This window comes from Cohnella faecalis (assembly GCF_003570905.1).
Taxonomy (GTDB): Bacteria; Bacillota; Bacilli; order Paenibacillales; family Paenibacillaceae; genus Cohnella; species Cohnella faecalis.
The window spans coordinates 1,591,045-1,608,084 of record NZ_QXJM01000039.1 but is presented as its reverse complement, the minus strand read 5'-3'; the positions used below and the strand labels follow the sequence as shown (position 1 = coordinate 1,608,084).

The window sequence follows — 17,040 nt, the reverse complement described above, 5'->3', positions numbered from 1 at the left end:
GTGGGGATATGATTTTCATAAGGCTTGCGCAATGATTTGCATGCGGGTGCCCAACAAGTCATGACTATAGGTTAGAGGACGATCCCGATCAAAGCTGTCTACATGCGGCGCCGGTTTATCGAAAAGCTGCACGAGACGGAACCCGCTTACAGCGAGATAATGCGCCAGCTCTTGCGGGAATAGAAGCCGGTGTCTCAAATGCTCTTCAATAGGGTCATACCCGGCAACCGTCCAGCAATAGTCCCGCTCCAGCATTTGAGCGGCCAAATCGATGCTAAAGCGCGTTTTAAGAGATACTGTCGTGCCGTTTGCCTCTCTCTGTTCAACCAGCTCTTCCGTAAGCCAACACTGCCCTTCCTTGGTCAGGAAGAAGGCGGCATTTCGCATATCCAGATAGAGGAGCCCTCCTGGGCGAAGATGTTTGCGGAAGCATTGCAAGCTTGCGAGCACCTCTTCATTAGTAAAGTTGTACAAGAAGGTGCTGCCTACGCAATAAAGGGCATCAAACATCTGTTGAAGCGAAAAGTCGGACTGATCGCCGAGTACAAATTTCGATCCGGGATAATGCTCTCTAGCCCATGAAAGCATAGCTTCCGAGTTGTCCAGACCGACGGCCTCGTAACCGACGCTGTTTAGATAAGCCACCTCGCGCCCCGGTCCGGAACCGACGTCCAGCACCTTTTTCCCAGCCTTGTATTCGATCAGCAGCGTATGTATGAAGTGCGCCATGCTGGAGTCATGCTCACCGTTAAACGCCAGATAGAGCGAGGGATTCGTATGCAGGAAGTTATCCGTATCCGTTCTATAATCCATGGGCAGCTTCCTTCCCTTTGCCGCTTGAGTAACAATAGAGCTGCGAAGCGCCGGCGCTGAACTGAGTGAAAGGGAATGGCTCTGCAATAAGCGAAGTAACGCCCTTCGTTCTGAATTGAGCGATAACGGCGCTTCCGGTTTGCGCATAGACGGTCAGAGGAATCCCTCTTACGCGGACGCGCTCCACAATTCGGTCGAACGTCCCGTTGCTCAATGTCATAGCGGTGCAGATGACGCTGTCGGCACGATCCAGCACCCGATCCATATCCTTTTCAACCGCATCTCCCCACTGCGTTTCTTCGAGCTGCAAATCGCAAGGCAGGCAAGTTCCCCCTCGCTGCCGGATGGCCTCGACAAGAGGATTGACCACACCGATAAGCGCTACTTTCTGAGACGCTTTGATGTCGGCCATATCCGCGATTAGGGCATCGCGCAGCTTTGCTTTTTGAATGGGCGTTCCCGCCGGAATATCAACGACTTGGGTACAGTGCTTTTGGTGCGGATAGACGACGCCCAGATAAGCATCCATCGCCGCAATTTGTACGGGGAGTCTCTCATCCCGCAGGACGGCATCGAGTGAAAGCCCGGACAATTGCGCCGCAGCTTCCCAATCCAGTTGATCCGTTGTGTGAGAGCAAGCGCCAAAATACGATTCTACTCTTAACAGCAAATAATGATTGTGATATTTGATCTTGGAGGACGGAAACTGAGTCGTTTGGTAAATGGAAGACGATCCCGTAACCGGCAAGACTTCCGGCTTAGGTCCCAGCTTGCCTTCCAGAATGGCCTCTCGCAGCTCGGACACGGAGTATCGGGAATGGATCGGAACAGATTTCACGCCTCCGCCCCCTTATTCTCAAAGCTGAGGATAATTCGCTTGAGCGCTTCTTCGCCATAAAGTCTTGCATTCGACCCTTCTCTGTCCTGCGTGATAACGTGACCCAGGTAGCAAGCGTTATCGATCGGGGCCGCAATAGACCGACCTTCGCAGTTGTCCACCTTATAGCGGACAATATGCTCATCCGACTCGAGCGATTCAAGCCCCTGAATGCGGGCAAGGGTACCGCTTTGCGGGGGAACGAGAAACATAACCGCCGCGCTGGCCATACCGTCGTCCTTTGTTGCGATAGTTGGTTTTTTGCCTAAGGAAAGTTCGACAAACGCTTGGAGCAAATCGACACACGTAACTCGTTGGATAAGCTCCACAATATAATTTCCGGCCGTTCTTGGATTGATTTCGACGATCCGGGGACCCTCCGCGGTAAGCTTCACTTCCGTATGGGCAATGCCATGATCAAAGCCGACGGCTTTCAGCGCGTCCCGGACAAATTGCGTAACCTCGGTGCGTGCTTCATCGCTCAGCTTTGCCGGGAACATGTGACCGTTTTCGATGAAATAAGGAGTCCCCGTAACGGATTTGTCCGTAACGCCCAGCACGGCGGTCTCGCCATAATAAGAGACGCTCTCTACGCTAACCTCCTCTCCGCTCATATATTCCTCAAGGAGATAAGTGCAGTCTCTTTCCTGATCTCGGAAGTTAAGCGGAAAAGCTTCCAGAGCCTCGTAACCGTCTTGCAATTCCTTCTCATTGCGAATGAGGCTAACAAATGCGCTGGATGCCAGATCAACCGGCTTTAACACTAACGGATAGCCGATCGCAGCAGCCGCTTCTTCCGCTTCGGGCAGGCTATGCGCGAGACGATAGCTCGGGTTGGCAAGACCAGCCCGGTCAAGCGCTTGGCGCATGAGATGCTTTTGCCGTACGGTTTTCACTTCATCCGGAAAAGGACAAGGGAGGCTAAAGGCTTTGGCTACCTCTCTCGCGATCTCGATGTAGTAATCGCAGACCGTAATGACTCCGTCAAAACGATACGGCTGCAGAAGCTTAATCAAGCCAGCGCTGTCATTCGTTTCCGCGACGAGCACCGAGTCGGCATACCGTACCACCGGATGCTTCTCCGTGCTGTGCGCGCTTTGGTAATGCTCGGGCTTGCGGGTAACGAAAGTATAGGTGTGTCCAAGCGAATGAAGGAGAGGCGGCAACAGGTTGCCGCTCGCTCCTACCCAACTTTCGATCATTAAAAGATGCGCCATCGAAAACCTCCAATAACCGTTGTCATAATCGTAATTATTACAATAAGTATTGGAGTGAATATACTATACAATAATATCCAGTGTCAATTGTATAGTTGAAAATGGTTAAATTTTGTTGCGATGCTCCACCGTGATGACGACATTCCCCTTCTTATGCCCTCTGTCCACGTAGCTGTGAGCCTCGGGAATTTGCTCCAGCGGATAGCGCCTATCGATAACCGGCTTTATTTTTCCCGCCTCCATAAGCTCTGCGAGGAAAACCAAATCTTCCGATCTCTCGTTGGACGCCCCGGATATGACTTTTTTGCCGCTCGTCATTGACATCCACAACCCTCGAACAACGTGCGACAGCTCCATAACGGCCAAGAGATAGAAGCCTTGCTTCTTCAACGATTTTTTGCAAGCTGAAAATGAGCTTTTGCCCACAGTGTCAAAAATAATATCGTAAGTTTCGCCGTTTCGAGAGAAGTCCTCTTTCGTGTAATCGATGACTTTGTCGGCTCCCAGCGATCTTGCCAATTCTACGTTCGCGGTGCTGCATATTCCGGTCACTTCCGCTCCGAAGTGCTTGGCGAGCTGTACCGCATAAGTACCTACGCTTCCGGAGGCGCCGTAAATGAGCACTTTTTGTCCGCTTCGGATATTTGCTTTCCTAAGAAAATGCAAGGCCGTGACTCCCCCGACAGGAAGGGCTGCGGCTTCCTCATAGGTCATATTGGCCGGTTTGATTGCCAGCGCCGTATCTTCCGACAGACAAATGTATTCGGCATAAGTGCCGAATCCAAATCCGGTTGATCCGAAAATCAGGTCGCCTTTGCGAAATCGGGTCACCTCTTTGCCAACCTCTTCGACTTCACCGGCCAATTCAATTCCGAGAATTTCTTTTTGGGTTTTCTGAAGCCCAGCACGATTCTCATAGGGAGCTTGAACATCGGAGGCGGATTCATGCCGCGAATTCGGCAGTCGCCCGCCGTCACCGTTGTCGCGTATATTCGGATGGATACTTCCTTGTCCTTGGGCGTCGGTTTTTCCACCTCTTTGAGCTGAAGAACTTCGGGCGATCCGTATTTGGTGCATACCATTGCTCTCATAAGCTTCCTCCGTGTCTTCGTTTGCAATTAGTATATGTGCAGTTCATGGATGGCATAAAGATACTAAAGTATGGGTTTGGAAAATGGAGGGGGGTCAGAGCCGAGGCTGTCCCCGTCCCGGAAGGTCTGTAAAGACCCCTTTATAGTGCGGTCAAGCGCGCAACAGTGGGACGAGGTACCATACATTCGGCGGGAAGTGCAGTCGAGCGCGCAACAGTGGGATGAGGTACCGTACATTCGGCGGGAAGTGCAGTCGAGCGCGCAACAGTGGGACGAGGTACCATACATTCGGCGGGAAGTCCAATCGAGAGCACAACAGTGGGACGAGGTAACGTACATTCGGCGGGAAGTACGGTCGAGAGCGCAATAGTGGGACGAGGTACCATACATTCGGCGGAAGTCCGATCGAGAGCACAACAGTGGGACGAGGTACCGTACATTCGGCCAAAAGTGCGATCGAGAGCACAACAGTGGGATGAGGTACCGTACATTCGACCAAAAGTGCAATCGAGAGCGCAACAGTGGGACGAGGTACCGTACATTCGGCCAAAAGTGCAATCGAGAGTGCAGCAGTGGGACGAGGTACCGTACATTCGGCGGGAAGTGTAGTCGAGAGCGCAACAGTGGGACGAGGTACCATATATTCGGCGAGAAGTGCGGTCGAGAGCGCAACAGTGGGACGAGGTACCGTACATTCGGCCAAAAGTGCGATCGAGCGCGCAACAGTGGGACGAGGTACCATACATTCGGCGGGATGTGTGGTCGAGAGCGCATCAGTGGGACGAGGTACCGTACATTCGGCCGAAAGTGTGATCGAACGCGCATCAGTGGGATGAGGTACCGTACATTCGGCCAAAAGTGCGGTCGAGCGCGCATCAGTGGGATGAGGTACCGTACATTCGGCGAGAAGTGCGGTCGAGCGCGCATCAGTGGGACGAGGTACCGTACATTCGGCGGGAAGTACGGTCGAGCGCGCAACAGTGGGATGAGGTACCGTACATTCGGCGGGAAGTGTAGTCGAGCGCGCAACAGTAGGACGAGGTAACGTACATTCGGCGGGAAGTGCAGTCGAGCGCGCAACAGTGGGACGAGGTACCGTACATTCGGCCAAAAGTGCAATCGAGCGCTCCCTCACATTAATGCTAATTATTGCCGGCACATCCCCCATAAAAGAAATTAAATCATTACCTCAGCACAAAACACGCCTGCTTAACGCTGCCTCCCAAAGTTCGAAAAATCAAACCTTCTTTTTTTCGGTGAAAAAATAAAGCAAAGCTGCAAGCGGCATAACAATTCCAATTAGAGAAGCGAGACTCCAGCCGCCATGGGCATAGGACCAACCGCCCAAAGACGACCCGATGGCTCCGCCAATGAAAAAGATGGACATGAAAAGCCCGTTCAGACGACCTCTTGCTTCACTCCCCAAAGAGTAAATCGCACGCTGTCCGAGCACCAGATTTCCCGATACGGCCATATCCAGCGTAATAGCGGCAATAACGAGCAGCGCGAGAGACGTTGTCGAATGACCTTGAAAAAGATAGGTCAACAAAAAGGACAAGACGGCAACAATCATAGCCAGCCCGGTCAAAAACCCGCTCCAGCCTTTATCCGCTAATCTTCCGGCAATCGGCGCCGCTATTGCGCCTCCCACTCCCGCTAAAGCAAACCACGCAATGCCTTGCTGGCTCATTCCGAAGTCATCCGCCAATCGGAGAGGTGCCACCGTCCAAAAGAGGCTGAACGCTCCAAATAAAAAGGCTTGATACAGCGCCCGGCGGCGCAATACCGGCGTTTGTTTGAGCAGGACGCCCAACGAGACAATTAATTTGCCGTAGTTCATCGTAGGCGAAGGCATACGCTCGGGAAGAACTCGCGACAACAGAACCGTCAACGAAGCTATTACAATCGCCGACAAAGCAAATACGGCTTGCCATCCCCAAATGCTAGTTATAAAGCTTGCCACCGGCCGGGCAAACATAATTCCAAGCAAAAGTCCGCTCATCACGTTTCCGACTACACGGCCGCGCTGCTCTTCGGACGATAAATAAGTAGCATAGGGAACCAATATTTGGGCTACTACCGACCCCAGTCCAATAAACAGCGACGCCGCCAGAAACAATGGCGCAGTGGTCGCGAACGTTGCTCCAAGCAATGCGCATACCGCAACAATTAGCGATATTGCCGCAAGACGCCGATTTTCAATAAGGTCGCTGAGCGGTACGATAAACAGCAGCCCCAGAACATAACCGATTTGAGTTACGGTAACAATTAATCCTGCTGCTGTGGAAGAAAGACCCGTTGCGACGCTGATCGGCCCTACGAGAGTTTGAGCATAATAAAGATTGGCAACGATAAGACCGCATGCGGACGCTAACAAAAACATAATCCAACCCGAAATACGCTTACTCTCGATGACTTGTTTCGTTTGCATTGCCATCCTCCCCTTTCATTTCGGTACTGTCATCATAAATTAAATAATGAACGTACAGTTTAGTAATTTATAATTGAATAATATACTGAACGTTCCGTTTTGTAAATAGGCGATTTCATTTTTCTTTCCGTTGTGCGTTATGTATAATGAACGTATCGTTTTTATTAAATCAAAGGGTGTATCCGTGTGAATGCCAAAAGAGGGCGTCCACGCAATGTTGAAACGCAAAAGTCCATCCTTTCCGCTTCCTACGATTTGTTGCTGGAGAATGGCTTTGGGTCAGTCACCGTAGAGAAAATTGCCGAGCGCGCCGGAGTCAGCAAAGCCACCATCTACAAATGGTGGCCGAACAAAGCTGCCGTTGTAATGGATGGCTTTCTTTCTGCCGCAGCAGCAAGATTGCCCGTCCCCGACACAGGCTCGGTTTTTAATGATATCCTCATTCATGCCGCTAATTTAGCTCGTTTTCTGACTAGCCGGGAGGGCAAAATCATTAAGGAGCTAATAGGCGAAGGGCAATTTGATTCAGGACTGGCGGAGGCGTACCGAACCCGATACTTCCATCCTCGCCGGCTTGAGGCCGGGCAGCTTATAGAACGGGGAATTCAGCGCGGGGAATTAAAGGCAAATCTCGATATCGAATTAAGCATCGACCTCATCTACGGGCCGATTTTCTATCGACTGCTAGTACTAGATGACAATCTGGACGATGCTTATGTTGAAAATTTAGTGAAATATTCATTTGCGGGACTTAACTTCGATTGAATTCAGGAGAAAAGTATCGGCATACAGAGATAGATTCAGTCGCGGTGTTCAGTCCGCCTTCTGTAAGTGGACTGAACACCTGACCACATCGCTGCCAGTGGAGAGATGGGGTTCTGGAACGCCTATAACTCGAACGAAAATCCACTAATTTATAAGGCTTTTCCTAATTGAGTCCTCGTCGATAGCTACGCTGGCGTTCCAGAAATAAAAAAAGTGTGACCAAAAATGTGACCAATTAAATAAAAGAAATAACAAGTTATTGACTCACACTCTCTGTATTAACGGTCCTTGTAAACCATAGCCGATAAAATTATACTGTGTGAGCGACTTATTACGGTACTTAATTGCCAATAGTTTCGCAAAATTATCATCATGTGTTGAAATAATTAAGTTTTGCTTCTTGAAATTGGAGTCACTTATTGCACGAAGGACATCAATGAAGGATAGAATCTTTATGTCGTCCATACTTTGGATTGGGTCATCAAGAAATAACTGATCCCAACTTGAAAAATTCTGTGTTAGCCCTAGACCAAGAAATATGCTCAATGATCAAGAATTACATTACTGGTAACATCCTTTACATTAATACCACTTCTGTCTCCATTCATTCGAATTTCTTTATAATGTGGGTGAGGGTACACAAGTTTATATATCCAATTTACCAGTTTATTATTCTCCAGCTGCTCCGTAATAACTCTCTGTAGGGTATCCAATGCAATTCTGTTAATTGAATTGGTGTCGTTTTTATACTTGCTTAATTTCCTCAAGAGTTCCTGGTTATTTTCCATAGATCCCGTCACTGCAACGTAATCCTCAATAAGTTTCTGTTCGTGCTCACCTGGCAAATAACCCAACAAACTTTCAACAAGGTCTAAAACAGATACAAATCTCAGAATCTATTATCATGGCTAGCTGAATGAGCAGGAAGAGACCATGACTATCGTCAGCCCTATTCGAGCGAACCAACTTTTCATAAGGAAATGACTCGCTTTCTGTCACGGATAAATGCGGCTGCCTGGTCATCGAATGCAGCCGGAGGTAACGTTAGGACGAGACCCCATACTTTGGCTAAATTTATTCACTTCGCAGCTCCTCCACATTTTTGAGAGAATTCAACATCCCTTCCCAGTAACGCCGCATGACTTCTCTCATGTAGACGTCGTCCAGCATTTCCTGATGAATAGCGACGGTTGTTTTTTCGGATTTGGCAGCCAAGGTGTAAATTTGCAGCCGGGACGGCTTGTCCCACTCCGGGCGTTTCCATGTCATGCGCAGCTTATGGTAAGGGATGACCACTGTGATCTTGCCGGATACGCCTTCCTTTGATTCATATTCATGCCCGACCTGCAGCCTTAAAGATGGCACATCCCCGATCCATAACGACAACCCCTTGGGCGATGCGAGAAAATTCCAAACCTGCTCCTTAGTAGCGACTATCGTCTTTCTGACGCCAATTTGCACGCCCGCATCCTTGGTTACTCCGACAGGTATTCGGCCCATTATTTGTTCGTACATGATGGCGAGCCATTCGCTCCACTCCTCTGTAACCGGATAGCTCTCGCGAATATAATTTTTAATTTGTTCATGGGACCATAGCGGATCGACGACCCGCCCAAGATCAATAATCCATTGTTCCCAAGAGGTTCCCGTTGCTTCCTTCAAATCTTGTTTAAAAATGGGGCCCGGCATCATTTCTCCTCCTCGACGCTTCTTTTTTTGATCCATTATACAGCGCAAACACTGACAACATAGGTCAGTGTTTGCAAGCTAGGATCGATAATAATCCGATAGGGATGCCGCGATGTCCGCCATGAATGATTTCAGTTCCTCGGGCTCCGCAACTCGTATCGTCCCCCGAAAGATAATAAATAATAGGGCACTTGCGTGTAGAGCTTCAGCTCATCCAGCCTGAAATGCGCGCTATCCGCCGTTCGTTCCACGAGCGCGTGACCGAGCAGCCAATGTCCGCATAAATCGTCTAAAGCGTGAGGAGTGCCTCGGATGTGCAAGGAAATCAAATGATCATCGAGTTCAGAGCCCGATTCCGAAAGCAAGCTGCCCAACAAAAACTCCCCGGCGGAAAAGGGAAACGGGCGATGAAACTTGTTATCGGTGCGCAACGTATCGCTCATTCGGTCGACGCGGAAGCTTCGTATTTCACCGCGCAGATGACAATAACCGACTGCATACCATTTGCTTTTCCAATGGACGAGCCCGTAAGGATCGACGGTACGCTTGTTTATGACACCGTCATATCCTGACTTGTAGTTGATTTCCAAGCTTGATTGCAAATCTATGCAGCTTTCGATTTCGACAAGCAAAGAGATAAGCGAGGGATCCGTCGGCGGTTGTATGACATCGAGACTAGTCTCGTGACGCTCCATGCGCTCCAATTGTTGCGGATTTGAATATCGCTTTATTTTGGCAACAGCCCGGCTTAATGCCGCTTCGGATGGATAGCCCGCTTCCCGTGCGAACGTTGCTGCTTGGAGGAGCGCTTTTTGTTCATCGGCATCAAAAAACAGGGGCTCCAGCTTAATAGAGTCAGGGATGGAGTAACCGCCGTCACGTCCCATCTCTGGAACGATCGGTACGCCGGAAATGCACAGCGCATCGATACACCGATAAACCGTTCGAATATGGACTTCCAATTCCTCTGCCAGCTGCTTGGCCGTCATTCTTCTTCGGGACTTCAGAAGCCATAGAATAGCCAGCATATTATCGGCTTTAGACATCGGTTATTGCCGTCCTTCCAGCAGACGGCTCCTTGCCTTTGAGATTCGGTTGAATGCGGTGTTGAGTCGCTTGTTCAAAACCGTATGCGATTTTAATTAACGTGGGCTCACTGTAAGCTTTGCCTGAGAATACTGCGCCGAAAGGTCCCTTGGTCGAATCTCCGTCCGAGTCAATAACCCCAACCGATGAATAGCCTGCCGGAACCGATATCAAAGGATAGCCTAATCGTGCGGCAATATACATTCCGTCTACATCTCCAGGCAGCATTAAAGCGTCCAATTGATAGGTATCCAGTACATAGTCAATTCCGTTTGTGTTTGCCGCTTGGGAGTATTGTTGTTTTTTTAGAAGATAATCTTGTTCCGTCAGCGTGTTTTCATTTGACATTATTAGCGTATCTTGTCCATATTTTAATGCCGCATCGGCATGGTTAACATTGTATTCTATTAATTGTTTCAGAGAGTGTACAGGAACCTCGTCCGACAGTTGAGACAAGTAATCGTTAAGGCCCGTTTTAAATTCATAGGTAATGACATCATTGTTCCAATTGTGTTCTTCTATATGAAGTGTAACAGGATCGATGACTGTGGCCCCTTCGCTTTTCAAAACGGCAATCGCCGCCTCCATGATAGAAAGCCGTTCTTCGTCCAATTGCTTATAATAGTGTCTCGGAATTCCTATCCGTGCTTGCTTCAAAAAGGAAGCGTCCAAAAAAGGCTCGTAATCCCGATGAAAACGATTGGCGCTTGCTAATGTAGCCGGGTCGTTCTCGTCACCCCCCGTAAGCGCGCCTAAAATAATAGCGGCGTCAGCTACCGTTCGAGCAATGGGCCCGGGCGTATCTTGGCTTCTCGATATCGGGATGATCCCCGCGCGGCTGACTAAGCCGACCGTCGGTTTGATTCCTACAACGGAATGTTGAGCGGCAGGACCTACAATGGAGCCGGCTGTTTCCGTCCCGATGGAAGCTGCCCCCAGATTGGCTGCTACAGCGGCCGCCGAGCCGGAGCTTGATCCGCTGACAAATAGGTCTGCACCGTAGGGGTTGAGAACTTGACCGCCTCTGGAGCTGTACCCTGCGGGCATCGAGCTGGACATAAAATTCGACCATTCGGTCATATTCGTTTTCCCTAGAAAAACAACGCCCGCCGCGCGGAGTTTCGCCGATACGAAAGCGTCAGCCCCCGCGAACGATTCAGCCAACGCCACCGATCCGGCACTCGTATGCATCCGGTCATTCGTATTGATATTATCCTTTAATAACATCGGAATCCCATGCAAAGCCCCCGGCTTCCCCGTTCTCTTCGCTCTGCGTCCAATGCTCTTGCCAACTCAATCGCATCCGGATTAATTTCCAGAATGGAGTTGATTTCCGGATCATACTCGCGAATACGTTCAAGATAGATTCCGACCAGCTCTTCCGAGCTCGTATGGCCGGTTTCCATCGCTTTTTGCATGCTTTTGATATCCGCTTCCCTAATCCAATCTTTATCGATATAAACCATTGCAGTCACTCCCGGATAATCGAAATGTGGAGCGTTTCCATCCTATCGTAACCAAATTATAGAGCTTACGCTTCGTTTCATATAGGTAAAGAATAATTAATAACCGAGATTAGCGCAGAAAAAGGCTTGCGGATCGGAATCCGGCAAGCCTCGCGTTGGAATTATTTTTTAGAGTACACGATTTTTTTAATGCTATCGTAAGAAAGGCTGAAATCATCCATGAGGTCGCCGATCGTCTTTCCCTCATCGAATTGTCGGCGAATCTCGCTGTTTCGGAGGGAAAGGTATGTTCTGCTGCCTGAATTTTCTCCCCACTTCTTACGAAACCCTTCCGGATTAGGGATGTATACGAGCCGACCCTGGACGTACTTCTGAATTTGCGCGAGCAATTCTTCCGGGAAGACGGTATCCGCTTTAATGTATTTCATATAAAACTCCGCTCCTTAAAATAGAAATGATTTTAAGGTAGCAAAGCCTATACTATAAACTGATTTCTCCAACCTAGTCGGCATGAAAAAACGCGGTCACTTTAAAAGGCTCCATACAAACAACCGCAGTCGTTCATAACATAGACTTTGCATGGAGCCAGCCATTTGCGAGTGATTTGTTCAACTTATCCCTCCATTAGCACGATTAGAGTATGGGATTCTCGAGCTTATCGGTATGTATTCGAGTATATTCCCGTAAATTCCTTCTGTTGTGTAAGAAACGACGAAAAGCCCCAAGCCTATGCAGCTTGGGGCTTAGCGATTAGCCGCACTACGTCCGGCGCATATATGCCCGTACTGTGATAGGCGCAAAGATCGATACAATGACAACCGCTCCGATGAGAGAAATAACAAGGTCCCAGCCCACGGTTCCAGAGTTGGAAAGCTCTCGGACGGCAGAGACGAGGTGCGAGATCGGATTGATGTTAACAAACCACTGAAGCCAGTCGGGCATAGTCTTGACCGGCACGAACGCGTTAGAGAGAAACGTGAGCGGAAACAGAACGATCATCGATATCCCTTGTACGCTTGAGGCGGTACGGGCTATAACGCCGAAGAAGGCAAAAATCCAACTGATAGCCCAAGAACAGAAAATCACAAGAACCGCGGCGATGGCGACGTGATCCAGACCGCCGTCGGGCCGATAACCCATTATATATCCCATGGAAAAAGTAAGCACCGTCGCTATCGTATACCGGATGGTGTCTGCCAACAGAGCTCCCGCGAGCGGTGCAATGCGCGCGATCGGCAATGATTTGAATCTGTCAAACACGCCTTTGTCCATGTCCTCGCGCAGTTGAACGCCGGTAACGATAGAAGTCGTAATCACCGTCTGCACGAGAATCCCGGGAATGATGACGGGCAAATAGCTTTGTACGTCTCCGGAAATAGCTCCGCCAAAAATGTACGTAAACATCAGGGTGAAAATGATCGGCTGCAACGTAACGTCGAACAATTGCTCGGGTGTGCGCCGAATTTTCAATAGACCTCGATAGGCCATCGTCAATGAGTTGCGCACCGTCTGGCCGAAGCTCGTATAGTTTTTCAGTTGAAGATTAGCACCCGGCTTTATTGAAGCTTTTCTCATACTTTTGCCGCCTCCGCTCTGTTGGATTCATCGGACGCCAGTGACGCCAGTGATTCGTCCTCTTTAACGCCATGGCCGGTGATCGTTAGAAACACCTCGTCAAGAGTCGGTTTCTGTACGCTTATCTCGGCCAAATGAATCCCGGCGGCGCGGAGAGCGATAAGCAAGTCGGTAACCCGGTCGGCGTCCGCCATCGGTGCGGTAATCTTTCCCGCTTCCGACGACATACTAGATTGGACTTTGAGCACCTGTTCAATGGTCCGACGGGCATCTTCGATGTCCTGCGGATTCTGGACCTTCAATTGCAGCGACGAGGTGCCGACTGACGTTTTCAATTCATCCACGGTGCCCTCGGCGACGACTTGTCCCCGATCGATAACCGCGATCCGGTCAGCCAGTTGATCCGCCTCGTCGAGATACTGCGTCGTTAGCAGAACCGTCGATCCCGTCTTCACCAATCGGCGGATCGTTTCCCACATCTGCGCGCGCGTTCGAGGGTCCAGCCCGGTTGTCGGTTCGTCCAGGAAAATAAGCGGCGGCTGTGCGATGAGGCTTGCCGCCAGATCCAGTCGGCGACGCATGCCGCCGGAGAAATTTTTCAACGGCCGCTTCGCAGCCTCGGACAAACCAAATTCCTCAAGCAGCTCCTCTGCCTTACGCCGCGCCTCTGCGCGCCCCAGTCCGAGCAGCCGGGAGAAGATGATCAGGTTCTCGGTAGCGCTGAGAGACTCGTCGACCGATGCGTACTGACCGGTTACTCCGATCAATTGACGGACAATCTGCGATTCCTTCGCCACATCGTGCCCGAAAATTCGCGCCGAACCCGCATCCGGTCGAAGCAAGGTCGCCAGCATTCGTATTGTGGTAGTCTTGCCGGCCCCATTCGGACCAAGCACGCCATAGATCGAACCGGCGCGTACATTCAGATTTACTCCATCCACCGCGCGGTTATTGCCAAAAGCTTTGACGAGCCCGTGCGCTTCAACGGCCCAATGATCCATTGCAATTCCTCCTACGTAACTGATTACTTAGGATGGTAAATCATATTTATGAACGGAATGTGAATTAGCGATGAGTTGATCCCCCTTACCCAATACAAAAGGACCGCTGCGACAGATTAATATCCATCTCAGCGGCCCAGCCGCATTTCCCTCCATTATCGAAGGGGCATTTTGCTTTGGTATGGCGATAAAAATTTAACCGAGAAAATGTTGAATGAAAAATTCCAGTTGGTATTCCATGCTTAGCGGATCGTTAAAGTAGAAGGTTTTCGCATCGGCCTCAAAGACGTGCTGATTTTTGACAGCTGGAATGTTCTTGTACGACTGGGTACCCTGGAATGTGTTGTCTTCATCTGCGTTTTTGCTGAAAATGACATAGTCGCCGGAATAATCCTTCAGAACTTCCGTCGATACGGCGAAGTAACCGTCTTTCTTCGTTGCTTCCTTAACCTTCTCAGGCATGCTCAGCCCGAATTGCCCGTAGAGAAGCTCGGTTCCGCGGCCAAAGTTTTCACCATACACATAGAGCTGCTTATTGAAGGTCTCGATGACCGAGACCGTCGCATTCGCACCGATCTTCGCCTTGATCTCTTCTCCGGCTTTCTTCGTCCGGGCGTCGAAATCTTCTACCCATGCCTGGGCTTCTTTTTCCTTGTTCAACAATTTGCCGACTTCCAGCTGCTGCTGCTTGAAATCGACTTTACCGTAGGTATAAGTAACCGTTGGAGCGATTTGCTTGAATTTATCGATGTTTTTAATATCCGAGAGACCGATAATAAGGTCGGGATTCAGCTCGATGATCTTCTCAAGGCTTTCGTCCGAGACGGCCTCCGCGTCCTTCAGCTTCTCTGCGAAATTCGGGTTGTCCTTGGACATTTCATCCACGCCGACCAACGGTACGCCAAGTATCATAACGTTACCCGTCAAAAATCTGGTAAGTACGACGACGCGCTGCGGATGGGTCGGAACTTCTACGGGTCCGTTCTCCGATTGATAAGTAAAGGTAGCCGATTCCGAAGCAGCCGACGCCGATGGAGATGCCGACGGAGCGGTCGAGGAAGACTCGGCGGAAGGGCTGCTTGCATCGTTGTTCTTGTTCGCTTGGTTGCCGCCGCAAGCGCTCAATAGAAGAACAAGGGTTAGAACGAATGGAACGGAAAGCTTTTTCATTAAATGACTCTCTCCCTTTTCAATTGCAATGTTTTAATCGCGATGATCATGATTATGAATATCATTCTCATTTACATAAACTATTATAGAGATGCATAATGCGCCAAACCATGCCTTTTTGTTTGAAGATCGTCTTGGACTATTGACGGCCTGCAAATAAAGCGGCAGCTCGTTGAAGCTGCAAACGAATGGAAACCGGGTTGTAAGGAATCCATTCATCCTTGTCCAGATAATGAACGCAGTTCCGCCGTACGGCGGGAAGCTCGTTCCAGTAGGAGGAGCTGAATATCGCTTCGGAATGCGCAGTGGAACCTTTAACGTCCGGAAAAACAATGGCCAATATCCGATCTCCGGCATAATCCGCAAGCTCCGATATCTCTATGGGAATGGAGTGAAGTCGATCCCCGAGCTTCTCCATCTCCCGCTTGATTTTTGCAGGGGGCTGCAGACCAAGCGATTGATACACAACATATCCGACATTCCGCGCTCCATATACAAGCAATTCCTCCGGCTTAATAACGAGAATCGTTATGATCTCATTCGCGGCTTCGCTTTGCTGCACCAGTGAACGGGCTGCCTGTTCCTCTTTCTCGAAATCCGCTAACCACTGCTCAGCCCGCTCGCTTCTTTGAATAACCTGAGCGATGAGACGAAGGTGCTCCTTCCATCCTATTTCCATCCATGAAATTTCCACAATAGGCGCTACAGCCCGCATATGTCCGGCATTCAGCCCATATTGCTGTAAATGCTGACTGGCCGCAATAATCAGCTCGACGTTGTTGTCGAGCAATACCGACTTCACTTGTTCTACAGAGCTGTCGGCATTAATAAATATCATCGTTTGCGGCGGCTGCAGGCCGGCCGCATTCACATATTCGCTGTTGTCCGAAATGATGACGGCAGGCTCCAATCCAAGCAGCAGCAGATGGCTGGCATATGGCGTAAGCCATACAGCCACTCGTTCGAAGGATCCGCGGTTGTAGACGGAAGGAGGCTCCCCCGTCTGTTGCTTAAAGCGGCGGCTCAAATAAAATTCATCCTTGTAACCGACCTTCAGCGCAATCTCCCTAAGCGTGCCCGATCCGTTAATTAACAGCTCCTTGGCTCGGTGAACGCGAAGCCGCGACAAGTATTCATTGGGCGTGAAGCCTGTAAGCTGCTTAAAAAGAATGGAATAGTGGGAGCGGCTTACACCTGCTATTTCGGCTAGCCGCTCGCGCGTTATTTTTTCGCTGTAGTGGTTCTCCAAGTAAGCAATGCTGCGTTCCATGGACGGCTGCTCGCTTGCCGCATACTTGGACTCTTGCCGGTCGAGCAATTGGAGAATGATTTGGTGAAACACAATTTGATTCTGCACATGGCGAGCTTCGCTTTCCGGAGATCGATGGATGTAAAGCTCCTCCAAGCCGGCCGCAATCGCAGGCTCGTGAGGGAACATTTGAATAGTCGAATTGGAAGCCGCTTCGCTTTTCCGTATCATAGCGCCTGAAGCTGCGGACATCGCCTGCTCTCTGGTGCCGATTACCAGCATATAAGCGTGGAGCGGCTGCGGGCGCTTCGCAATTAGTGCGGCATCGCTATGTGCCGGCAGAAGGATGACGCTCCCTTCCATAAGCTCATATATTTGATCGTCGGCCTTAAGGATACCCTCGCCGCCCGCAATCGCAATCAGCACGGTCAAGCTCTCATTAAATTTATACTCCGGAAGATTCGAGGTGCTAAACAGCGAATGGATCCTCTCAGCTGTATATAGCGGAAAGCGGGACTCCGCCCATTCCGAGGCGACAACGTTGTTCACAACCAAAGCCTCCATTACCCCGTTATAGAAACAGCGGCAGCCATGGACGAGAAAATAAAGT

Annotated in this window: 14 protein-coding genes and 1 pseudogene; 1 reads left to right on the top strand and 14 read right to left on the bottom strand. The window is 50.0% G+C overall.

What is annotated here, in order from left to right; all coding sequences use genetic code 11:
• Positions 1 to 15 precede the first annotated feature (15 nt).
• From D3H35_RS20415 to D3H35_RS20390, 5 genes and pseudogenes are all read right to left on the bottom strand, one after another.
• Entirely contained in the window at positions 16 to 813 is a 798-nt protein-coding gene (locus D3H35_RS20415) for a class I SAM-dependent methyltransferase (protein ID WP_119150989.1), read from the bottom strand.
• Positions 803 to 1,651, bottom strand: coding sequence for a Rossmann-like domain-containing protein (locus D3H35_RS20410; protein ID WP_199728553.1), 849 nt, complete (start codon positions 1,649 to 1,651; stop codon positions 803 to 805). The genes D3H35_RS20415 and D3H35_RS20410 overlap by 11 nt, the downstream gene beginning before the upstream one ends.
• Complete coding sequence (locus tag D3H35_RS20405) at positions 1,648 to 2,907, bottom strand: ATP-grasp domain-containing protein (protein ID WP_119150988.1); 1,260 nt, start codon at positions 2,905 to 2,907, stop codon at positions 1,648 to 1,650. Before D3H35_RS20405 ends, D3H35_RS20410 begins: the two co-directional genes overlap by 4 nt.
• A gap of 105 nt (positions 2,908 to 3,012) precedes the next feature.
• A pseudogene (locus D3H35_RS20400) lies at positions 3,013 to 3,998 on the bottom strand (NAD(P)-dependent alcohol dehydrogenase).
• 1,237 nt (positions 3,999 to 5,235) lie between these two features.
• Positions 5,236 to 6,429, bottom strand: a complete 1,194-nt coding sequence (locus D3H35_RS20390) for an MFS transporter (RefSeq protein WP_119150986.1) — start codon at positions 6,427 to 6,429, stop codon at positions 5,236 to 5,238.
• 186 nt (positions 6,430 to 6,615) lie between these two features.
• Here D3H35_RS20390 and D3H35_RS20385 point away from each other — a divergent pair, with 186 nt between their 5' ends.
• Positions 6,616 to 7,194 (top strand): TetR/AcrR family transcriptional regulator, encoded by a 579-nt coding sequence (locus D3H35_RS20385; RefSeq protein WP_119150985.1) that lies wholly within the window; start codon positions 6,616 to 6,618, stop codon positions 7,192 to 7,194.
• A gap of 1,074 nt (positions 7,195 to 8,268) precedes the next feature.
• On the opposite strand, the gene D3H35_RS20370 is transcribed toward D3H35_RS20385, so the two are convergent.
• The 9 genes from D3H35_RS20370 to D3H35_RS20335 form a co-directional block, all read right to left on the bottom strand.
• Positions 8,269 to 8,886 carry an SRPBCC family protein gene (locus tag D3H35_RS20370; RefSeq protein ID WP_325050114.1) on the bottom strand — a complete coding sequence of 206 codons (618 nt, stop codon included), beginning with the start codon at positions 8,884 to 8,886 and terminating at the stop codon, positions 8,269 to 8,271.
• A 128-nt stretch (positions 8,887 to 9,014) separates the two neighbouring features.
• Entirely contained in the window at positions 9,015 to 9,929 is a 915-nt protein-coding gene (locus D3H35_RS20365; protein ID WP_325050113.1) for a helix-turn-helix transcriptional regulator, read from the bottom strand.
• Positions 9,922 to 11,211, bottom strand: coding sequence for an amidase family protein (locus tag D3H35_RS20360; RefSeq protein ID WP_325050112.1), 1,290 nt, complete (start codon positions 11,209 to 11,211; stop codon positions 9,922 to 9,924). Before D3H35_RS20360 ends, D3H35_RS20365 begins: the two co-directional genes overlap by 8 nt.
• Positions 11,187 to 11,435: a hypothetical protein gene (locus tag D3H35_RS34250; protein WP_325050111.1), complete on the bottom strand. Its 249-nt coding sequence runs from the start codon at positions 11,433 to 11,435 to the stop codon at positions 11,187 to 11,189. Before D3H35_RS34250 ends, D3H35_RS20360 begins: the two co-directional genes overlap by 25 nt.
• Positions 11,436 to 11,596: 161 nt before the next feature.
• The gene (locus D3H35_RS20355) at positions 11,597 to 11,863 is read right to left on the bottom strand and encodes a CD3324 family protein (RefSeq protein WP_119150981.1); all 267 of its coding nucleotides are present in this window, start codon (positions 11,861 to 11,863) and stop codon (positions 11,597 to 11,599) included.
• A gap of 331 nt (positions 11,864 to 12,194) precedes the next feature.
• Positions 12,195 to 13,010, bottom strand: coding sequence for an ABC transporter permease (locus tag D3H35_RS20350; RefSeq protein ID WP_119150980.1), 816 nt, complete (start codon positions 13,008 to 13,010; stop codon positions 12,195 to 12,197).
• On the bottom strand, positions 13,007 to 14,011 hold the full coding sequence (locus D3H35_RS20345) for an ATP-binding cassette domain-containing protein (protein WP_119150979.1): 1,005 nt from the start codon (positions 14,009 to 14,011) through the stop codon (positions 13,007 to 13,009). The genes D3H35_RS20350 and D3H35_RS20345 overlap by 4 nt, the downstream gene beginning before the upstream one ends.
• A 195-nt stretch (positions 14,012 to 14,206) precedes the next feature.
• Positions 14,207 to 15,181 carry an iron-hydroxamate ABC transporter substrate-binding protein gene (locus D3H35_RS20340; protein ID WP_119150978.1) on the bottom strand — a complete coding sequence of 325 codons (975 nt, stop codon included), beginning with the start codon at positions 15,179 to 15,181 and terminating at the stop codon, positions 14,207 to 14,209.
• 139 nt (positions 15,182 to 15,320) lie between these two features.
• Positions 15,321 to 16,979: a helix-turn-helix domain-containing protein gene (locus D3H35_RS20335; protein WP_119150977.1), complete on the bottom strand. Its 1,659-nt coding sequence runs from the start codon at positions 16,977 to 16,979 to the stop codon at positions 15,321 to 15,323.
• Between the last annotated feature and the right edge of the window lie 61 nt (positions 16,980 to 17,040).

Excerpts from the sequence above, each read along its gene's own strand:
- D3H35_RS20415 (WP_119150989.1), bottom strand. The coding sequence starts at position 813 with ATGGATTATAGAACGGATACGGATAACTTCCTGCATACGAATCCCTCG.
- D3H35_RS20405 (WP_119150988.1), bottom strand. The coding sequence starts at position 2,907 with ATGGCGCATCTTTTAATGATCGAAAGTTGGGTAGGAGCGAGCGGCAAC.
- D3H35_RS20390 (WP_119150986.1), bottom strand. The coding sequence starts at position 6,429 with ATGCAAACGAAACAAGTCATCGAGAGTAAGCGTATTTCGGGTTGGATT.
- D3H35_RS20370 (WP_325050114.1), bottom strand. The coding sequence starts at position 8,886 with ATGATGCCGGGCCCCATTTTTAAACAAGATTTGAAGGAAGCAACGGGA.
- D3H35_RS20365 (WP_325050113.1), bottom strand. The coding sequence starts at position 9,929 with ATGTCTAAAGCCGATAATATGCTGGCTATTCTATGGCTTCTGAAGTCC.
- D3H35_RS34250 (WP_325050111.1), bottom strand. The coding sequence starts at position 11,435 with ATGGTTTATATCGATAAAGATTGGATTAGGGAAGCGGATATCAAAAGC.
- D3H35_RS20355 (WP_119150981.1), bottom strand. The coding sequence starts at position 11,863 with ATGAAATACATTAAAGCGGATACCGTCTTCCCGGAAGAATTGCTCGCG.
- D3H35_RS20350 (WP_119150980.1), bottom strand. The coding sequence starts at position 13,010 with ATGAGAAAAGCTTCAATAAAGCCGGGTGCTAATCTTCAACTGAAAAAC.
- D3H35_RS20345 (WP_119150979.1), bottom strand. The coding sequence starts at position 14,011 with ATGGATCATTGGGCCGTTGAAGCGCACGGGCTCGTCAAAGCTTTTGGC.
- D3H35_RS20340 (WP_119150978.1), bottom strand. The coding sequence starts at position 15,181 with ATGAAAAAGCTTTCCGTTCCATTCGTTCTAACCCTTGTTCTTCTATTG.